The organism is Methylophilus sp. VKM B-3414, from assembly GCF_032248435.1.
In the GTDB taxonomy this organism is placed as follows: Bacteria; Pseudomonadota; Gammaproteobacteria; order Burkholderiales; family Methylophilaceae; genus Methylophilus; species Methylophilus glucosoxydans.
On the sequence record NZ_JAVTLI010000001.1, the window covers coordinates 281,964 to 301,420 of the forward strand.

The window sequence follows — 19,457 nt, forward strand, 5'->3', positions numbered from 1 at the left end:
GCTGCCGCATTTTCATCGCAGCGGCCACCAGACAGGCCTATTCAAGATTCGGGATATTTTGTGGATAGAACACAGCACCTTCAGCAATGGCTGACAGACGTACTTCAGCAACCCTTTACGCTCAGCACGGCTTCCGCAGATGCCAGTTTCCGTCGCTATTTCCGCGTACATCTGGCCGCAGAAACCCTGATTGCCATGGATGCGCCACCGCCCCAAGAGGATTGCCGTCCTTTTGTCCGCGTGGCCGAGCAGTTGCTGGCCGCGGGGCTGAATGTGCCAAAGATTCTCGCGCAAGATCTGGAACAAGGGTTTTTGCTGCTCAGTGATCTGGGCAATGACACCTATTTGTCGCAGCTCAATGCCGGCAATGCCAAAGCCTTGTATGGTGATGCATGCCAGGCCTTGATCAAGATGCAACTGGCGACCCAGCCCGCCGCCTTGCCGCCTTATGACAGTGCGTTGCTCATGCGTGAGTTACAGTTGTTCCCCGAATGGTATGTGGGCAAGCATTTGGGCAAAACGCTGACCCCGGCGCAGCAAGCGGTGATGGACAAGACATTTGCCTTGCTGGTCGACAATATTTTGCAGCAGCCACAAGTGACCGTGCATAGAGACTATCACGCGCGCAACTTGATGGTTACCGCCGAGCATAATCCCGGCGTACTTGATTTTCAGGATGCCGTGATCGGGGCGATTACTTATGACCTGGTTTCGCTGTTCAAGGATGCCTATATCCACTGGGATGAGGAAATCATGATGGATTGGGTGGTCCGCTATTGGCAGTCTGCCAAACAGGCCGGGTTGCCCGTGAATACTGATTTTGGCGAGTTTTATCGTGATTTTGAATGGATGGGCGTTCAGCGGCATATCAAGGTGCTGGGGATTTTTGCGCGGCTGTATCACCGGGATGGCAAGTCGGGCTATCTTAAGGATATGCCGCTGGTGATGCAATATCTGCAAGCCGCTTGCGAGCGCTATGTAGAGTTGCGCCCTTTCCTTAAGTTGCTGAAGACGCTAGAGGCGGCATGAAGATGCGCGCCATGATTCTGGCCGCTGGTCGCGGTGAGCGCATGCGGCCGCTGACCGACCACACGCCCAAACCCTTGCTGGCAGTGGGCGGCAAGCCCTTGATCGTCTGGCATATTGAGCGCATGGCACAAGCAGGAATCACTGAGATTGTCATTAATCATGCCCATCTGGGGGCGCAGATTGAAGCCGCGCTGGGCGATGGTGACCGCTGGCAGGTGAATATCCGTTACAGTGCAGAAAGTACGGCGCTGGAAACTGCGGGGGGGATTGCCTATGCCTTGCCGCTATTAGGGACGCAACCATTTCTGGTGGTGAATGGCGATGTCTATACCGATATTGACTATGCACGCCTGGCGCTCCCCGCCGGTAAACTGGCGCATCTGGTCATGGTGGATAATCCGCCACAACATCCGGCCGGAGATTTTGGCCTGGTCAATGGCCTGCTGCAAGAAGACGCCAGCCATAAGCTGACGTTCTCAGGTGTGGGGGTTTATCATCCAGACTTGTTTGTAACGGTGACCCGCGGGCAGCCAGCCAAACTGGCGCCGTTATTAAAAGCCGCCATGCGGCAGCAACAAGTCAGCGGGCAGCACCATGCCGGGGTCTGGCATGACATTGGGACGCCGGAACGATTAAAACAACTGGATGAATGGTTAAGCAGATCATAACAAGCAGTAAAAAGGGAGCATCATGAAACCACCGTACGAGCATAAAACAGACAAGCTGGCGCATCAGGCCTTGATGTGGATAGAACGTTTAGGATTGGGGCTAGTGACACTGGCCACCTTCTTTTCACTGGCGCATGAACTGTCGCGTATGTGGAACGCCGGCATGGTCGGCCTGGGCGATTTGTTGCAGCTGTTCCTGTATCTGGAAGTCTTTTCCATGATCAACAGTTATTTTGGCTCTGGCAAACTGCCGATGCGCTACCCGATTTATATCGCCATGGTGGCCCTGGCGCGATATTTGTTGCTGGATATGAAAGAAATGACAGAGACGCATATGCTGGCGGTGTCTGCCGCGATTCTGATTCTGGCCGTTTCGGTCTTGGTGATGCGTTTTGGCCATGCCCGCTATCCCTATGAGGATATTCCCCAGCAAAAACGGGATTTGTTGTAATTGGCCGCTGAGGTCCTCAGCGGCACGGCTTAGGCAGCAACAAGGGCTTCGCTGGACTGGGTGACCCGGTTGCGGCCATTGGCTTTTGCCGTATACAGGGCCTGATCGGCACGGCTGAACAGGTCCTCTGGCTGTTCGCCAGGCTGGTAGGCGGCCACGCCCAATGAGATGGTAATGTTGGAAATCATATGCTGCGTGATGGTGTTTTTGATATTGATCGCAGCAACTTTATGCCGGATTTGCTCGGCGATTTCACGCGCGGTTTCCAGCTGCGTATTCGGTAGCAGCAACACAAACTCTTCACCGCCATAGCGCGCCGCCGTGTAGCTGTTGCCGGCAACGGTTTTAAAAATGCTGGCAACTGCCTGGATCACCTTGTCGCCAAACAAGTGGCCATAGCTGTCATTCACCTTTTTGAAGTAATCAATATCCGCAATAATCAGGCTGGTATCGACGATGTGCTGTTGCAGGCAATCGTGCAGCGCCACGTCAAAGCCCTTACGGTTCATGAGGCCAGTCAGCCCGTCTTGCAAGGCTTCTTGTCTGGCCTTGATCATTTCGTTTTTGAGCGCGTCCACCTCTTCCAGGCTTGAGCTCAATTTGCCTTGCAAATGGTTGAGGCTATTGGTCATCATCAGCGTTTCTGACAGCAATGAGTCAAGTTGCAAAGCCAGTTGCGGCTCCTGTTGCTGGATCTCGTTAGACCAGGCATCCAGGGTTTTACTGTATTCGCTTGTTTGCAGCCCGGTTTTTTCGGTCGAGCTGCGCATTTCGGTGACGACTTGGCTGAAACGTTCTACCAGTTTTTTCGCATGATCGGTATCAATGCCGGCAATATGCTTGTTAAAGACATGGGCCGTGCTTTTTTCATTGAGTTTTTTTTCTTTTTCAATCAGTGCGTTGACCTCATCAATCAGGCGCGCATGTTCGCCGGACGAGTATTCATACCAGACTGCATAGCTGACTGGATGAAAGGCGGCATCCTGCATCGACATATGGTGGATGGCTTGCCGCAGGTGCTCTGCACTTTTTTCTTTGGTGACTTCGTATTGCATCATGGTTTTCCGCGATGTTCAGTTCAACACTAGGTAATCTTTATTTGTGATTAGGGCATACTGGATAACATATCGGCAGCTGCACGGAATTCTTGAGGCCAGGCCCTTTGCCTGCGAGGGCCGACAGTTTTTTTAGTAGAATAGCCACGATGATTCCAAGTTGATCCCGCATTAAGTAGCCCCATGAAAAACGAAGATTTATTACAACTGGTCAGCGTCAAAATGCCTTATGGCAAGTATCAGGGACGCTTGATTGCCGATTTGCCCGGCCACTATTTAAACTGGTTTGCCCGAGAAGGCTTTCCACGCGGTGAGTTGGGGCGGTTGCTGCAATTGATGCAGGAGATCGACCACAATGGTTTGTCGCCATTACTCAACCCCTTACGCGAAACGCACAGGCATGACGATATTTAAAGGGATTGTTTTGCTGATTGCGCTATTGTCTGTGCAGGCCAGCAAAGCCGAAGAGGCTTGGCAGTCGCCGGCGTACCTGCAGCTTGCCTTTGCTGAAGTCGCATTACACAACGAATACCGGCCAGGGGAGTTTGGGGTTCGCAAGTGGTTAAAGCCGGTCAAGGTATGGTTGGTTCACCATGCCGACGAACAGGAAAAGCATGCAACACTGACGCGCTACCACCTTCAGCATCTGGCGCAAATTACCGGGCATGCTGTGGGTTTTGCCAGCAGTACGGCTGACGCCAATATGATTGTGATTTTTAGCGAGGCGGCACAATGGCAGCAGGATTTGAGAGCGGTGAGTGGCAATCCAAACATGCAGCCGCCTGACGATGCGGTCTGTATGTTTGGGTCTACCACCGATGCCGGGCAGGCGCTCAAGCGAGCCTGGGTGGTGATTCCCGTGGATCATGCGCAAGCGCACCGGTCACTGGTCTCCTGCATCGTCGAAGAAATCACCCAGGCCATGGGCTTGCCCAATGATTCCGAGCGCGTGTTTCCTTCGGTTTTTAACGATAAAACGCCCGAGGCCTTGCTGACGGGTCTAGATGCCTTGTTGCTCAAAATGCTGTATTTACCCGCTATCAAGCCCGGCATGCATGCCGCCCAGGTGCGACCCATCCTGGCACGTCAACTGCAACAATGGCAACAAGATGGCACCATAGAACAAGCTGAGCAATCGGTCAGGCGATCACCACTGTATGAGATGATGGGATTTTGATTGTGGGTGCCTGGCAGGCAGGGGGGAACCAATCCAGCAATCGCCGACCAAATACGCTACAATGCCCAACCATCCAGGATTTGCTTTGAGTGTTTCCATGCAAGAGTTTTCTCGCCGCCGCCAGCAGTTGATCAACCACATGCAGGCCGGTATTGCGATCATTCCTACCGCGCCCGAAGTGACACGCAACCGCGACAGTCACTATCCCTATCGCTTTGACAGCTATTTTTATTACCTGACCGGCTTTAAAGAGCCGGAAGCGGTGTTGGTGCTGATGGCTGGACCTCAGCCCAAAAGTATTTTGTTTTGCCGTGACAAAGACCTGGATCGCGAAATCTGGGATGGTTTTCGCTATGGCCCTGAAGCTGCCAAAACAGTGTTTGGCTTTGATGAGGCTTACTCGATCACGCAGCTGGACACCGAACTACCCAAACTGATGGCGAATCAGCCTGCCTTACATTTCAGCCTGGGCGCAGACAGCGCCTGGGACAGCAAAGTCACTGCTTGGTTGAATGCGGTCAAAGCACAAACCCGCTCTGGCATGCAAGCACCCGCCCAACTGCTTGATGTGCGTCAAGCGCTGGATGCCATGCGTCTGCTTAAATCGCCCGAGGAGATGGACCTAATGCGCCAGTCAGCACAGATTGCGGCCACCGCGCATAACCGTGCCATGCAGCACACCCGTCCCGGGCAATGGGAGTATGAGGTCGAAGCGGAGTTTTTACACACGTTTTATCGCCATGGTGCGCAAGCGCCTGCTTATACCAGCATTGTGGCTGGTGGCGCCAATGCCTGCACCCTGCATTACAACTTTAACAATGCCCAGCTCAAAGACGGGGATTTGCTGTTGATTGATGCTGGCTGTGAACTGGATGGTTACGCCTCGGACATCACGCGTACCTTCCCGGTCAATGGCCGCTTCAGTGGCCCACAAAAGGACTTGTATGAATTAGTGCTGGCAGCCCAGGCAGCCGCCTTGGGTAAAGTGAATACGCAGCAGCACTGGAATGCGCCGCATGAAGCTGCGCTCGAAGTGTTGGTGGATGGCTTCATTCACTATGGCTTGTGTCAGGGCAGCCGCGACGCGGTGCTCGAAACTGGTAGCTACCGCCAGTTTTACATGCACCGCACCGGGCACTGGCTGGGCCTGGATGTGCACGATGCCGGCGAGTACAAAACAGCCGACGGTGCATGGGTTATGTTACAGCCTGGTCATGTGTTGACCGTAGAGCCAGGGTGCTATGTGCGTCCTGCAGACAATGTGCCGCCGCATTTCTGGAATATCGGTATCCGTATCGAGGATGATGTGCTGGTCACCGAGCACGGCCACGAAGTGTTGACCGCCGCTGCGGTCAAAACCGTCGCTGATATCGAAGCGCTGATGGCGCAACGCTGATATTTTGCAGTGGATGTTGGCTAGGTCTAAAAGGCTGTTCTAAAAAATGTATTTTTTGAGTGTATTTTTGTCATACAAATGGATGCAGCATGCAATTGATTGAACATCCTGTCGTGATTGGCGGTGGCCCGGTCGGGTTGGTGCTGGCCTTGTCTTTGCAGCAGGCTGGTGTGCCGGTCACCGTGCTTGAAGCGCAGGCGCCAGGCGCCATGTATGGCGATGGCCGTGCCCTGGCCTTGTCTTTTGGCACGCGCCAGGTGTTGGAGCAATTGCAAGTATGGTCCATGTTGGCCGATGCGGTCACTGCCATTGAAACCATTCATGTGTCACAGCAAAAAGGTTTGGGCCGCACCTTGCTCAAAGCACAAGAGCATCAGCTACCGGCGCTGGGCTATGTGGTGTCTTATGGCGTGTTGATGCGGGCGCTGGATGCGCGCCTGGCGCAATTGACCACTGGCATTAAGCTGTATTACGAAGCTCCGGTCACGGACTTACTGGTGCATGCCAGTGCCGCCGATATTGTATATACGGCAGCCGATGGGCAACGGTACTCACTGTCTACGCCGTTAGCGGTGGTGGCCGATGGCGGCCGGAGTCTGGAGGCTATTCCGGGCTTGCAGCGCGACACCAAGCATTATGGGCATGATGCACTGGTAGGCCTGGTGCAAACTGAACTGCCACACCGGCAGATTGCCTACGAGCGCTTTACGCCACGTGGCCCGATGGCGCTGCTACCGAATGGCGACCAGTTTTCACTGGTGTGGACGGGCGAGCAGGCGTATATCGACGAGATTGCTGCGCTTGATGATGCCGCCTTTTTGCACGCCCTGCATGCCGCCTTTGGTGACCGCGTCGGCCGCTTTCTGCATGCCGGAAAACGCTTCAGGTTCCCGCTTAAATTAAGCAAACTGGAACAGACGTTTGCGGCGCATTGCGTGGTCATCGGCAATGCGGCGCAAACCATGCATCCGGTCGCCGGTCAGGGCTTTAATGTCGGCATCCGTGATGCGGTGGCGCTGGCCGAGAATGTGGCGTCTACGACATCGCATGAGTGGGGCGCTGACCACCGCTTGCTCGCCTACCAGGCGTCCAGACAGCGTGATACCGGGCGTGGCTTGCAGTTTACCGATTTTCTGGTCAATGTATTTTCAAATGATTTGATCGGGGTGGGCGTGTTGCGTGGTGCGGGGCTGGGGATGCTCAGCATGTTACCGATGGCCCGGCGTTTTCTGGTGGAAAAAATGAGTTATGGACGCTGAAAAGCACTTGATGCAGACAGACGTAGTGATTGTCGGTGCTGGGTTGGTGGGGCTGACCGCTGCCATCGCCTTGTCCCGTCTGGGCAAGCAGGTGGTCCTGACGGATGCCAAGCCACCGTTTGAGCTGCCAGCAGGCTGGGCTGACGATCAGTTAGACTGGGACAGCCGGATCTATGCGCTGACCAATCAAACCATGGACTGGTTAGCTGAGATTGGCGTCTGGCAGCATGTGCCTGCGCAGCGCGTGAACCCGGTCAACGCCATGCATTTATGGTCACCGACGCAGCATCATGTCCAGCCCAGCCTGAGCCTGACAGCCAAGGAAGCGCATCTGGCCCAAATGGGCTGCATTGTCGAGAGTCAGGCCTTGATGCAGGCGTGCTGGACTGTGTTGGCAGACGCCGACGTAACGGTGATCACCGACGCACCGGCGCAATCCTTGCAACAATTTGGTCATCAAATCCGTGTAGCATTGCCGCAGCAAACGATAGAAGCACAATTATTGATAGGCGCAGACGGCGCGAGTTCATGGGTGCGCTCGCAGTGTGGCATCGGCGTGGAGCAAGTGGACTTTGCGCAGACGGCGCTGGTCACCAATTATGTTGCCACACATGCGCATCAACACGTGGCCAGGCAGTGGTTTGGTGCCCATGAAACGCTGGCCTTGCTGCCGATGCCTGAGCAGCAGGTGTCATTGGTCTGGGCCTTACCTCACGCGGAGGCCGCCCGCATGCAGGCGCTGTCTGCCGGTGAGCTGGCAGTCGCAGTTGAACACCGCTGTGGTCAGGTCTTGGGCCCACTGACGCCCAATGGTGCTGTGATGGCGTTTCCCCTCAGGCAGAATACAGCTGAAACCATGGCGTTACCCAATATCCTGTTGCTCGGTGATGCCGCACACCAGGTGCATCCCATGGCCGGGCAGGGGGTCAATTTGGGCTTTGAAGATGTGCAAGCCTTGTGTGCAGAAGTCGCACGCTTGCCGGGCATTAAGCCCTTGGGGGATGTTAACGTGCTGCGGCATGTCATGCGTGGCCGTCAACGCGATATCCGTAGCATGCATGCACTGACGCGGGGACTGGATTTTCTGTTTGCGCGCCCACAGGCGCTATGGACGCATGCCGCCTTGCTTGGCTTACGCGGCGTTGAAAACAGTGCTATGCTGAAACGTTTTTTAATTCGCACCGCGACGCAAGCGTAGCGCCCGGTGCACGTTCGAGAAAGAGTTGGTATGAAAAAATACAACGCAACGGCTGTCATCAAGGCCTTAGGGGCCCTCTGTCTGCTGTGGTCTATGGGCAGCGTGGCAGATGAAGCCAGCCTGAAGAAACAGATCGAGAGTGCCTATCCAAAATTCAAGGTGGATAGCGTGACCAAAACGCCTTATGCCGGATTGTACGAAGTGTACATGGGAGGCCAGATCATCTATACCGATGATAAATTCAGTTTTTTGATAGCTGAAGGCCGCCTGGTAGATCCGAAAACCAAAAAAGACCTGACCGGTGAGCGTATGGACGAGCTCACTAAAATTGATTTCAATACGCTGCCTCTGGATCAGGCCATCAAGGTGGTCAAAGGCAATGGCAGCCGCAAGCTGGTGGTGTTTTCGGATGTGGATTGCCCATTCTGCAAGCGCCTTGAGCAAAAAGAGCTCACCAACATTAATGATGTCACCATCTATACATTCCTGTATCCGATTGAACAGCTGCACCCGGATGCGGCCAACAAATCGCGCAGTATCTGGTGTGCCAGCAACCGTGTAAAAGCTTGGCAAGACTGGATTATGAACAACAAGCTGCCGACCACGACGGCCAAGTGCGATGTGCCGTTGGAAAAAGTCGGCGAACTGGCGCATAAAGTCGGGGTCAACAGCACGCCGACCATGTTCTTTGAAAACGGTAAACGCATGCTGGGTGCGCAACCTTACGATGAGATTGAAAAGTCCTTGCAGGCCGCCAGCAAGAAAACCATGTAAGCATATTGAATAATCAGCTGAGTTAAAAACAAACAAGGGGCGTACAGCCCCTTTTTTTTACCCGGTTGTTTTATCACGCAGGCGCGTGTATTTGCCTAGCCGCCACCACTGACCACTTTACCCATTTTGAAGATGGGCATGTACATGGCGACCACCAGCCCGCCAATCAGCACGCCGAGCACCACCATGATCACCGGTTCCATCAGGCTGGAAATCGCTGCGACTGCATCATCGACTTCGCCCTCATAAAAATCGGCCACTTTGGTCAGCATGCTGTCCAATGAGCCAGACTCTTCACCAATCGCGGTCATCTGGATCACCATATTCGGGAAGACATTGGTGTTTTGCATGGCCACGGTGAGACTGGTCCCGGTACTGACCTCGCTTTGAATCTTTTTGGTAGCATCAAAATACACTTGATTGCCCGAAGCCCCTGCCACAGAGTCCAGCGCTTCTACCAGCGGCACGCCCGCGGCGAACATGGTGGAGAGCGTACGCGCAAAGCGGGCAATGGTGGCTTTGCGGATGAGTTCACCAAAAATCGGCAGGCGTAGCATTAGCCGATCCATGGTCGCCTGTAGTTTTGCCGAGCGTTTCCAGGTATAGAAAAAGAACCACAGGCCGCCACCCAGACTACCAAAAATAGCCCACCACCATTTTACAAAAAAGTCTGACAGGTTAATCACTACCACTGTCGGGCCAGGCAAGTCTGCGCCAAAGCTGCTGAACAGCTCTTTGAACGAGGGCACCACAAAAATCATGATGACGGCGGTAATGACAAACGCCACCACGATAATCGAGGTCGGGTATACCAGCGCTGATTTGATCTTGCTCTTGATGGCGAGGATTTTTTCCTTGTAGGTTGCCAGGCGTTCCAGTAAGGCATCCAGAATCCCGGCCTGCTCGCCAGCGCCCACCAGATTGCAAAATAACTGGTCAAAATGTAGCGGGTATTTTCGGAAGGCCGCGCTCAGGCTGCTGCCTGTTTCAACATCGGCCTTGATGTCGCCCAACAGTTTGGAGACCGCAGGGTTGTGGTGGCCCTTACCGACAATGTCAAATGCCTGCAGCAAAGGCACGCCAGCTTTCATCATGGTCGCCAGCTGGCGGGTGAACAGCGTGACATCTTTTTCTGACACCTTGCCTTTGGTCGCCAGCGAACTTTGCTTTTTCACTTTGCTGACACTGATGCCCTGGCGGCGTAAGGTCGCATTGACGACGGCCTCGCCGTTGGCGCGCATCTCGCCCTTGACCAGCTTGCCTTTGCGGTCTTTACCTTCCCACAAATATACAGATTGTTTGATATTGCCAGTCGCCATAATGTCTTCTTAAAAAGTGAATGCCTACCCGTGTTACTCGTTGGTGACTGCTTCGACTTCCTCAATCGAGGTGAGTCCCTGTTTAACCTTGAGCAAGCCAGACTCGCGCAGATCTTTCACGCCTTCGCGTTTGGCCTGCGCGGCAATGTCCATGGCGTTGCCGTGAGACATGATGATGCGCGCGATTTCCTCGGTGATCGGCATCACCTGATAAATCCCCACCCGTCCTTTGTAGCCATTGTTGCAATGTTCGCAGCCCCCTGGTTTGGCACCGTATAACTGCCAGCTGCCATCCAGATCAGCTTCGGTAAAGCCCACTTTCAATAGTGCTTCCTTGGGGACATTCAGCGGCACTTTGCAATGCTTGCATAACCGTCTTGCCAGACGCTGTGCAGTAATTAACGTCACGGCAGAGGCAATATTGAAGGGGGCGACTCCCATATTTAACAAACGGGAGAGGGTAGTGGGCGCATCGTTGGTATGCAGGGTGGACAGCACCATATGCCCGGTCGATGCGGCCTTGATGGCCATATCTGCAGTTTCCAGGTCGCGGATCTCACCAATCATGATGATGTCCGGGTCCTGACGCAAAAAGGATTTAAGGGCTGCGGCGAAGGTCAGCCCCTGTTTGTCATTGACGTTGACCTGATTAATGCCCGCCAGCGGAATTTCGGCCGGATCTTCTGCGGTAGAGATATTGACGCCGGGATCATTGAGTAAATTCAGACAGGTATACAGCGAGACGGTTTTACCCGAACCGGTGGGCCCGGTGACCAGTACCAGACCGTATGGGCGGTGAATGGCCTTGAGTAGCGCCTCCTGTTGTGGTGCCTCGTAGCCGAGCGCTTCAATGCCCAGCGTGGCACTGGAAGGATCCAGAATCCGCATGACAATTTTTTCGCCATGGATCAGTGGCAAGGTGCTGACACGGAAATCAATTGCGCGTGTTTTCGACAGGATCAGCTTCATGCGGCCATCCTGCGGAATTCTTTTTTCCGAGATGTCCAGATTAGAAATCACCTTGATGCGTGAAGCCAGCTTTTCCTTGATGGCCAGCGGGGGCTGCGACATATCCCTTAACACGCCATCGACGCGAAAGCGGATACGGTAAAATTTTTCATAAGGCTCAAAGTGCAAGTCAGACGCGCCCATATTAATGGCGTCCATCAAGATTTTTTGCAGGAACTTGACCACAGGGGCATCATCGACTTCCTGCATGATATCCGCTTCTGGCTCTTCGCTGCTTTCCTCCAGGCCAAGATCAAAATCATCCCCGCTGGCATTGAGTGCAGACATGCTGGTGTCTTTGGATTCGACAATTTTATCTATCCATTTGCCCAATTTGTCATCTTCCACCACAATCGGGAACAAGGTTGCACCCATTTGAAACTGGATGGTGTCCAGCGCATGCAGGTTGGTCGGGTCAGACAGGGCAATATAGGCTACATTGCCCTTTTGTTGCAGCAGCAGCACACGATGCGACTGCATCAGTTTGATATCAATGCCTTTGTCAGGCAGCAGATTCTGTTCAAGCGCATCCAGGTCAAAAAAAGGAAAACCAAACGCTTGTGAGGCAGAGAGCGCGATTTCTTTGGGCGAGATTTTCTTTTGTGCCAGCGTCGCGGCGAGGAAGCTGGCTTTTTGGCTCTGACATTTTTCTTGCAGGGTGGCCGCTTCTTCTTCACTCATCAGCGAAGATTGCACCAGCATGCGGGCCATGCCGCCCAGTTTTTTTGTGCTTTCCAGTGTGGCCATAGCGTTCTGTGTCTGTTTCCAAAATCCTTAAATACGCCGTTTAATCGACTGATATAACAATACTTTCTACCTCAGTATATGGGGTCTAGGCGGGATTCAAATCGTAGAAAAGACGCGTTCTGATGCAGCTTTTGTGCAAATTTTAGGGAGTTTTCTTGACTTAACTCAAAAGATACAAAAATAGTCTTGACTTTTAAATTATGCTCACTTATAAATCCTTAAGGCGTTTGGGTTCAGGTTTTTTGTGGCCGTCTTTAAGTAAAGCAAAGCTTGTTTATTGCGACTGGAGTACTTGAGACAAACTTTTGGGGGCGCCTCCCTGTTAAGTAAAAAAGTAAGGAAGTAAAATGGCAACAGGTACCGTAAAGTGGTTTAACGACTCTAAGGGCTTTGGATTCATTACTCCGGATGATGGTGGTGACGATTTGTTCGCGCACTTCTCCGCAATCGTTGAATCTGGTTACAAAAGCTTGAAAGAAGGTCAGCGCGTATCCTTTGATGTGACTGAAGGTCCAAAAGGGAAGCAGGCCTCCAATATACAAAAAGCATAATTTTTGTTCTAGGGGTAAAAAATACAAAACGGCTCGCCATAGCGAGCCGTTTTTTTATGCTGGGCCTTGCGTGTCTGCTTACGCCATCTGTTTGATAATCTCGTCACCAAACTCAGCGGTGCCCACTTGCGTCGCGCCTTCCATCTGGCTGCTGAAGTCGCCGGTCACACGTTTGCTGGCAATGGCCTTGGCCACACCGTTCAACACCAGGTCTGCGGCTTCCACCCAGCCCATGTGGCGTAGCATCATTTCGGCTGACAAGATCAGGGAGCTCGGGTTGGCCAGGTTTTTACCGGCGATTTTAGGCGCGGTACCATGTGTAGCTTCAAACATGGCAACGGTGTCGCTCAAGTTCGCGCCTGGGGCAATGCCAATGCCGCCGACTTGGGCTGCCAGCGCATCACTCATGTAGTCACCATTCAGGTTCAGTGCAGCGACAACATCGTAATCTTCAGGATGCAACAGAATCTCTTGCAGGAAGGCGTCGGCGATACAGTCCTTGATGACGATGCCGTTCGGCAATTTGCACCATGGGCCGCCGTCAATCAGTTCCGCGCCAAACTCTTCTTTAGCCAGTTGGTAGCCCCAGTCACGGAAGCCACCTTCGGTGAACTTCATGATGTTGCCCTTGTGGGTGATCGTGACTGATTTGCGGTTGTTATCAATCGCGTATTGAATGGCTTTGCGGATCAGGCGTTTGCTGCCGTCGATAGAGACTGGCTTGATGCCGATGGAAGACGCCTCCGGGAAACGGATTTTCTTGCGTACGCCCATATCGCTCAAAAAGTTGATGACTTTTTTCACTTCTTCGGTACCAGCCGCCCATTCGATGCCGGCATAAATGTCTTCGGTGTTTTCACGGAAAATCACCATGTCGGTTTTTTCAGGGTGTTTGACCGGGCTGGGCACGCCTGTGAAATACTGGATAGGGCGCAGACACACGTACAAGTCCAGCTCCTGGCGCAAGGTCACGTTGAGTGAACGAATGCCGCCGCCAACCGGAGTCGTCAATGGACCTTTGATTGAAATCACATAGTCTTTGAGTGCGGCCATGGTTTCGTCAGACAACCAGGTGTCTTTGTCATACAGCGTGGTGGATTTTTCACCGGCATAGACTTCCATCCATGAAATCCTGCGTTTGCCGCCATAGGCTTTTTCAACCGCAGTATCCACAACTTTGATCATGGGGGGCGTGATGTCAACGCCGATGCCATCGCCCTCGATAAACGGGATAATAGGTTGGTCAGGAACATTTAGGGTATTATCAGCATTGACGGTGATTTTGCTGCCAGTGGCGGGCACCTTGATTTTAGACATAGCACTTTCCATGTTATTACTGTTTAACAAACCCTTTAACGTCGTATGCCAGTTTACTGCGCATGAAAAACACCCGACGCTCAAGGACTATATTCCGATTCCCAACGTTTATGCCGCCGGGCGGTTAGATACCGATTCTGAGGGATTGCTTATTCTAACCGATGATGGCGCATTACAACATCGTTTGAGCCATCCCAAGCACAAACAGGTCAAAACCTATTGGGCGCAAGTGGAAGGCGCTCCTACACAAGCAGATTTGATGCCATTGCTGCGCGGCGTCGATTTGGGCGATTTTGTCACGCAGCCGGCGCAGGTCAGAATCATCGATGAACCTGACCATTTATGGCAGCGTGACCCGCCTATTCGGGCGCGCAAACAGATCCCGACCACCTGGCTGGAGATTAAAATCAGTGAGGGCAAAAACCGCCAGGTACGGCGGATGACCGCGCACGTCGGCTTTCCGACCCTGCGCCTGATCCGTTATGCGATTGGGCCTTACACATTGGACGGAATCTTGCTTGGGCAATATCAGGAAGTCAGTTATAAGAAGGTAATGTCATGAAACAGGTGGTGGTATTCAGGCACGCTTGCTGCGAGGGTGCTGGTTATTTGGGCACTTTTTTAGCGCAGCATGCCATTCCTTGGTGCGAGGTGCGCATTGATAAAGGCGAGCCCGTGCCTAACTCAGTCGAGGCATATAGTGGCATTGTGTTGATGGGCGGCCCCATGAGTGTCAACGATGACCTGCCCTGGATTCCGCCTTTACTCCAATTGATTCGCCAGGCAGTAGAAAAAGATGTCCCTTTGCTTGGGCACTGCCTGGGAGGGCAGTTAATCAGCAAGGCGTTGGGCGGTGTGGTGAGTAAAAACCCGGTCAAAGAAATAGGCTGGGGGCAAGTGCAGGTGGCAGACGATCCTGCCGCACGAGACTGGTTTGGTGACTTGCAAGTGTTTAACAGCTTTCACTGGCATGGCGAAACGTTTTCGGTGCCGAAAGGGGCAACACACGTGCTATCCAGCCCGTATTGCATCAACCAGGCATATGTCATGGGCAAACACATCGGTTTGCAATGCCATATTGAAATGACTCCGGAAATGATCAAGGTCTGGACCGAGCAATGGAAAAATGATATTGCCACGTCGGCCGCCAGCCCAGCGGTTCAGTCTGCAGAGACCATGCTGGCAAAAGTGAGCGAGGATTGCGACGTCTTGCACGCGGTCGCCGACAAGGTGTATAGCCGCTGGATTCAGGGCCTGGTCTAGCGCCATCTTCGCATGGGCGAGTTAGTGCTCGTCCTCCATGCCGCTCTGTTTAGGCTGCAGTTTTTGCATGGCATAACGCCTTTGTTTGTAACGGTTGTATAGCCACAGGTATTGCACCGGGCATTGGGATACCTGCCGCTCAATCGCCTGGTTCAGCAGTGCGGGCGTCTGTATGTCTTCAACCTTGGACAGATGGATATGAAAGCCTTCGCCAGCGGGCAGGCGTTCACCAAACGCCATAATGACCGTTGCGCCTGATTTCACGGCCAGTTTGCTGGCCAGTCCCATGGTATAAGCCGGTTTGCCAAAAAAATCGGCCCATTCGCCTTCACCATTTCGCGGAATCTGGTCAGGTAAAATGCCAATGGCTTCCCCGCGTTTGAGCGCTTGCAGCAATTTTTTGACCCCGGCGGCGTTGGCGGGCGCCAGCGCAACCTGGCCTTTTTGCCTGCCTTCTTGTAGCAGGCCTTCCAGCCAAGTCAGTTTTGGGGGGCGGTAGAGCACGGTGATCGGGTGCTGGCTGCCATAATAAATAGAGGTGATCTCAAAGCAACCCAGATGTGGTGTGAGAAAAATCAGGCCTTTACCCGCACGTTGTGCTGCTTCAACCAAGTGCCAGCCAGTCGTCGCTTTTACCAGTGGCAGCAAGCCGGATTGCGGGGCACCCCAGATAAACAGCGATTCCATCAGGGATTTACCGGCTTCTATCCGGCTATCTTTGGCCAGTTGCTGAACAGCTGCCTTGTCTTTGCACAGGCCACTTTGGTGAATATTCTCGATAGCGATGCCGGTACTTTTTTGATCAAGATGCCAGCTTAATCGACCAATCACCGCGCCCAGACGGTGGACGTAGCTTAAGGGTAACTTTGAAAGCCATTTGCAAAAAAACACCAACATCAAAAAATCTGCCTCGTGGAAAATCGCACTCAGGGTGCATTCTGTTAAAATCCACCCCCTAATCCTGCCATATTAACAAATCGTCGTTTGCTAACCCGTCTATTCGCTGATTAATTTTGAAAATAAGTGAGATTCAAACTGAAGAGGCCCGTGTCCGAGATGCCCTGATTGCGCAGCGCATGGACCACTTTGATGCCTGGTGGCAACTGGCGATTGCCTGGCTGGAGCCACCCAATCTGGAAAGAGGCGGTTGGAGTGGGGTCGGGCGCTGGCAATTGCCATGTGCTGACCATCAACTGGTTGAACTGTATGTGAAACGCCAGCAGAACCATACCCGCTTTAGCTGGCGCTATCCCTGGCGTGGCTTGCCGACCTTTATGGTTGAATATGACATGCTCAAGTATTTACGGGCGCAGGGGGTGAGGGTGCCCGAGGTGGTTTACGCGGGCGTGCGCGATGTGCCAGCGGGCCGTCAGGCCATCCTGGCCACGCAGGCACTACAAGGCTATGAAGAGCTCACTCCGTATTGCACGGCGGCCAATATGACTGCCAATCCGACGTTGCTGATCGCTGTCGCACAGGCCTTAAAAACATTGCACGCTGCGGGCATACAGCATCGGGCGCTATACCCCAAGCACCTGTTTGCCCGCGCGCTGCCTGAGCATGAAACGTCTGCCGCTTATGAGATTGCATTCATTGATCTCGAAAAAGCCAAGCATATGTGGCTGCCAGCCTGGCAACGCTTGCGGGATTTGCGGCAATTCATGAGCCGTTTGCAGGATTGGCCGGACAGCCTGTTGTATCAGCTGTATCAAGCCTATGCAAGCGAGCATGGCCAGTGTTACCAACGCTGCGGCTGGTGGTGGCTGCGCTGGGGATTGAAGCGTTTAAACAAGAGATAATGAAACATGGTTAATTCACTGTTAATACTGACATCGAGTAGCACGGGCAACAATATCTTCTGTACGCCGGCTATCCGGTTTTTGCGCAAGCATCTGCCACAGGCACGCATTGATGTAGTCGCGCTGAATGCCCTGAGCGCACAGGTGTTTGAACACAACCCGGCCATCAACAATCTGTGGGTGACCAGTAGTCTCCGCCGCGTCAATAAGCTCGCGCAAGACTATGACGCGGTACTGGCGTTTAATAAAAATGCGCTCAAAAAGCTGCCTTTTAATGATCCGCGCCTGCAACTGGCGACCATCGATAAAGCTGATGTGCATTATGCCGAACAACTGCTAGCCTTTTGCCAGCAATGGTTGAGCCAGCAGTTACAGCGCCAGATTGAAATCACCGATGAAGACCGTTGCTATGCAATCTACAGCGCGCCAGGTCAGGTGAGCTTGTTATCACGCTTTGAGGTGCAGTCTGCAGACACCGTGATCAATATTCACCTGGGCTGTGGCACCACGCTATTGCATGGCTGGAAGTTTTTTTACGCCAGGCGTGCCGATGATAAAAAACTGTGGTCGATTGATGCCTATATTGAATTGGGACAATTGCTGGTAAAAGCCATCCCGGGCGTACGACTGGTGATTACCGGCACCAGCAATGAAGCCTTTCTGGCAAAGAAATTTGTCAAGGCGGTGCCTAACAGTATTAACCTCGCAGGTAAAACCACGGTGGCAGACTTGCGCCAACTGATGGAGCGCTCCAATCTGTTTATCTCACATGATTGTGGTGTATTTCACGTCGCGGCTGCCGCCCAAGTGCCGATGCTGGGGCTATTTGGCCCGACCAATCATTTGTTGACCGGGCCTTATCCACAACGCGCCAACCGGCATTTGATCAAAAAAGACAGCATGGCGGACATTCGTCCGCAAGAAGTATTGCAGCAGGCGCTCTTGCTGTTAGGACGACCTGCGCAAGCATGAGCCTGTGCCAGTTTACTTCGCCGGGGCCATTGCGCCTTGCATTCGCCATAGATGCCCAAGCGCCTTTGCAACTGGACGCACTGGTTCGCGTGCTCAAGCAGCGGCGCTGGGTGTTGCGGGGGACTTGGGACGGTCAGGCGATCTATGCCAAGCTGTTTGCGGGCAAAGAAGCGTCACGTTACGCCACGCGGGATGCGGACGGCGTGCGCCGCATGCTGGCTGCGGGCATCCGTACGCCAGCCTTGTTATGGCAAGGCACGCTGCATGACGGCACCCAGCTGCTAGCCGCATTGATTTATGCTGCTGTTCCCAATGCGGTCAATGCCGCAGAGGCTTATTCGGTAGAGCCTGCAGAGGGCAGATATGCTTTGTTGGCGCTGCTGGTAGAGGCTTTGGCAGCACAGCATGTCGCAGGATTGTGCCAAACCGATTTGCATTTAAAGAATTTTTTATTGGCAGAAGGCGTGGTCTGGGCCATTGATGGTGATGGGATCCGTCAGCGAACACTGAGCCGCAAACAGGCGCACCTGCAACTCGCTGAGTTGATTTCGAAGTTGCAGGTACTGGATCAGATGCAGTGGACGCAACGGCTACTGGATGTCTATTTGCATGCACGCGGCTGGCCGCGCAGCCTCACCGCTGCACAAGTATTGGCCTGGGGGCAACAGATGAAGACGCGTGAGGTGGAACACTATGTCACGCGTAAAATTTTCCGAACCTGTAGCGATGTGACCTGGCAACAGACGGCTCAAAGTGTGCAGGCGGTCAGTACCGCTGGCGGATTGCATCCCACGGACTTGCCTGCGCTGGAAGTGGCCATGCATGTGGGGCAGACCCTGAAGGCGGGCAACACCTGCACCGTAGGACATACCCAGTTGCAAGATCAGCCTGTCGTGATCAAGCGCTATAACATTAAAAATGCTTGGCATGCCTTGAGCCGGGCCTGGCGGCCCAGCCGGGCGGCCGCCTCGTGGCAAAATGCACACCGCCTGCAATACTACGGCATGCTGACCCCGCAACCCATGTTGATGTACGAACGCCGTTACTGCGGGCTGCGTGGCCGCGCGTATTTTGTCTCTGCATTTAGCCCTTGGCCCGATGTGCTGACCTTTTTTCAGCAGTCTCGCGATCCTGCGCTTGAGGCGCAGGTGGTGGAGCAATTGGTCATGCTTTGTTATCAGTGGTATCTGCTCAAAATATCGCATGGCGACCTCAAAGGCAGCAATTTGCAGGTCACCGATCAAGGCCAGATCGTGGTGATTGATCTCGACAGCATGCGCCAGCATCACTGTGCGCAAATGGCCTTGCGCGCACATGCACGCGACCTGCGGCGGCTGCTGCAAAATTGGAAACCGGATAGTTCACTGTATAATGCGCTGGTGGATAGATTTAAAACGGTTTATCCAGACCATACGCCACTCACCCTGGCGGGCATTTCCATTTAATCCATTCGATTGATTTGATCGTTACGCGA

The 19,457-nt window shown here is 53.4% G+C and carries 20 protein-coding genes; 15 read left to right on the plus strand and 5 right to left on the minus strand.

All coding sequences use genetic code 11. From position 1 onward, the window contains the following. Positions 1-60 precede the first annotated feature (60 nt). The 3 genes from Q9292_RS01290 to Q9292_RS01300 are packed head-to-tail and all read left to right on the plus strand — an operon-like array spanning position 61 to position 2,148. Positions 61-1,029, plus strand: coding sequence for an aminoglycoside phosphotransferase family protein (locus Q9292_RS01290; protein ID WP_313983802.1), 969 nt, complete (start codon positions 61-63; stop codon positions 1,027-1,029). 2 nt (positions 1,030-1,031) lie between these two features. Next, positions 1,032-1,697 carry an N-acetylmuramate alpha-1-phosphate uridylyltransferase MurU gene (gene murU, locus Q9292_RS01295; RefSeq protein ID WP_313984260.1) on the plus strand — a complete coding sequence of 222 codons (666 nt, stop codon included), beginning with the start codon at positions 1,032-1,034 and terminating at the stop codon, positions 1,695-1,697. Between the two features lie 22 nt (positions 1,698-1,719). Next, positions 1,720-2,148, plus strand: coding sequence for a phosphate-starvation-inducible protein PsiE (locus Q9292_RS01300; RefSeq protein ID WP_194747166.1), 429 nt, complete (start codon positions 1,720-1,722; stop codon positions 2,146-2,148). Between the two features lie 29 nt (positions 2,149-2,177). On the opposite strand, the gene Q9292_RS01305 is transcribed toward Q9292_RS01300, so the two are convergent. Further along, the gene (locus Q9292_RS01305) at positions 2,178-3,206 is read right to left on the minus strand and encodes a diguanylate cyclase domain-containing protein (protein WP_313983807.1); all 1,029 of its coding nucleotides are present in this window, start codon (positions 3,204-3,206) and stop codon (positions 2,178-2,180) included. A 180-nt stretch (positions 3,207-3,386) separates the two neighbouring features. Here Q9292_RS01305 and Q9292_RS01310 point away from each other — a divergent pair, with 180 nt between their 5' ends. From Q9292_RS01310 to Q9292_RS01335, 6 genes are all read left to right on the plus strand, one after another. Continuing rightward, positions 3,387-3,617: a DUF3820 family protein gene (locus tag Q9292_RS01310; RefSeq protein WP_194747164.1), complete on the plus strand. Its 231-nt coding sequence runs from the start codon at positions 3,387-3,389 to the stop codon at positions 3,615-3,617. Next, the gene (locus tag Q9292_RS01315) at positions 3,604-4,380 is read left to right on the plus strand and encodes a DUF2927 domain-containing protein (protein ID WP_313983811.1); all 777 of its coding nucleotides are present in this window, start codon (positions 3,604-3,606) and stop codon (positions 4,378-4,380) included. Before Q9292_RS01310 ends, Q9292_RS01315 begins: the two co-directional genes overlap by 14 nt. A gap of 97 nt (positions 4,381-4,477) precedes the next feature. After that, a complete protein-coding gene (gene pepP / locus Q9292_RS01320) occupies positions 4,478-5,776 on the plus strand; it encodes a Xaa-Pro aminopeptidase (RefSeq protein WP_313983814.1) in 1,299 nt (432 codons plus the stop codon). An 89-nt stretch (positions 5,777-5,865) separates the two neighbouring features. Continuing rightward, positions 5,866-7,035, plus strand: coding sequence for an FAD-dependent monooxygenase (locus tag Q9292_RS01325; RefSeq protein WP_313983816.1), 1,170 nt, complete (start codon positions 5,866-5,868; stop codon positions 7,033-7,035). Further along, positions 7,025-8,233 carry an FAD-dependent monooxygenase gene (locus Q9292_RS01330; RefSeq protein ID WP_313983818.1) on the plus strand — a complete coding sequence of 403 codons (1,209 nt, stop codon included), beginning with the start codon at positions 7,025-7,027 and terminating at the stop codon, positions 8,231-8,233. Before Q9292_RS01325 ends, Q9292_RS01330 begins: the two co-directional genes overlap by 11 nt. Before the next feature lie 93 nt (positions 8,234-8,326). Beyond that, positions 8,327-9,007 (plus strand): DsbC family protein, encoded by a 681-nt coding sequence (locus Q9292_RS01335; protein WP_409934463.1) that lies wholly within the window; start codon positions 8,327-8,329, stop codon positions 9,005-9,007. 95 nt (positions 9,008-9,102) lie between these two features. On the opposite strand, the gene Q9292_RS01340 is transcribed toward Q9292_RS01335, so the two are convergent. Then, a complete protein-coding gene (locus tag Q9292_RS01340) occupies positions 9,103-10,326 on the minus strand; it encodes a type II secretion system F family protein (protein WP_194747158.1) in 1,224 nt (407 codons plus the stop codon). A 33-nt stretch (positions 10,327-10,359) separates the two neighbouring features. After that, on the minus strand, positions 10,360-12,081 hold the full coding sequence (gene pilB, locus Q9292_RS01345; protein ID WP_313983824.1) for a type IV-A pilus assembly ATPase PilB: 1,722 nt from the start codon (positions 12,079-12,081) through the stop codon (positions 10,360-10,362). Between the two features lie 347 nt (positions 12,082-12,428). On the opposite strand from pilB, the gene Q9292_RS01350 reads away from it, so the two are divergent. Next, complete coding sequence (locus Q9292_RS01350) at positions 12,429-12,632, plus strand: cold-shock protein (protein ID WP_013441419.1); 204 nt, start codon at positions 12,429-12,431, stop codon at positions 12,630-12,632. Between the two features lie 78 nt (positions 12,633-12,710). Here the strand turns inward: Q9292_RS01350 and icd are convergent, their stop codons facing one another. Beyond that, a complete protein-coding gene (icd, locus tag Q9292_RS01355; RefSeq protein ID WP_409934460.1) occupies positions 12,711-13,949 on the minus strand; it encodes an NADP-dependent isocitrate dehydrogenase in 1,239 nt (412 codons plus the stop codon). Between the two features lie 10 nt (positions 13,950-13,959). On the opposite strand from icd, the gene Q9292_RS01360 reads away from it, so the two are divergent. Continuing rightward, a complete protein-coding gene (locus Q9292_RS01360; RefSeq protein ID WP_194747155.1) occupies positions 13,960-14,511 on the plus strand; it encodes a pseudouridine synthase in 552 nt (183 codons plus the stop codon). Continuing rightward, positions 14,508-15,212, plus strand: a complete 705-nt coding sequence (locus Q9292_RS01365) for a type 1 glutamine amidotransferase (protein ID WP_313983839.1) — start codon at positions 14,508-14,510, stop codon at positions 15,210-15,212. Before Q9292_RS01360 ends, Q9292_RS01365 begins: the two co-directional genes overlap by 4 nt. A gap of 21 nt (positions 15,213-15,233) precedes the next feature. Here Q9292_RS01365 and Q9292_RS01370 read toward each other — a convergent pair whose 3' ends face one another. After that, entirely contained in the window at positions 15,234-16,109 is an 876-nt protein-coding gene (locus tag Q9292_RS01370; RefSeq protein ID WP_313983842.1) for a lysophospholipid acyltransferase family protein, read from the minus strand. A gap of 116 nt (positions 16,110-16,225) precedes the next feature. Between Q9292_RS01370 and Q9292_RS01375 the strand changes: the two genes are divergently transcribed. Genes Q9292_RS01375 through Q9292_RS01385 form a run of 3 tightly spaced genes read left to right on the plus strand, consistent with a single transcriptional unit; the run spans position 16,226 to position 19,428 of the window. Then, entirely contained in the window at positions 16,226-17,011 is a 786-nt protein-coding gene (locus Q9292_RS01375) for a lipopolysaccharide kinase InaA family protein (protein ID WP_313983845.1), read from the plus strand. 6 nt (positions 17,012-17,017) lie between these two features. Beyond that, a complete protein-coding gene (locus Q9292_RS01380) occupies positions 17,018-17,983 on the plus strand; it encodes a glycosyltransferase family 9 protein (protein WP_313983848.1) in 966 nt (321 codons plus the stop codon). After that, positions 17,980-19,428 carry a lipopolysaccharide kinase InaA family protein gene (locus Q9292_RS01385; RefSeq protein ID WP_313983851.1) on the plus strand — a complete coding sequence of 483 codons (1,449 nt, stop codon included), beginning with the start codon at positions 17,980-17,982 and terminating at the stop codon, positions 19,426-19,428. Before Q9292_RS01380 ends, Q9292_RS01385 begins: the two co-directional genes overlap by 4 nt. Positions 19,429-19,457: the final 29 nt, after the last annotated feature.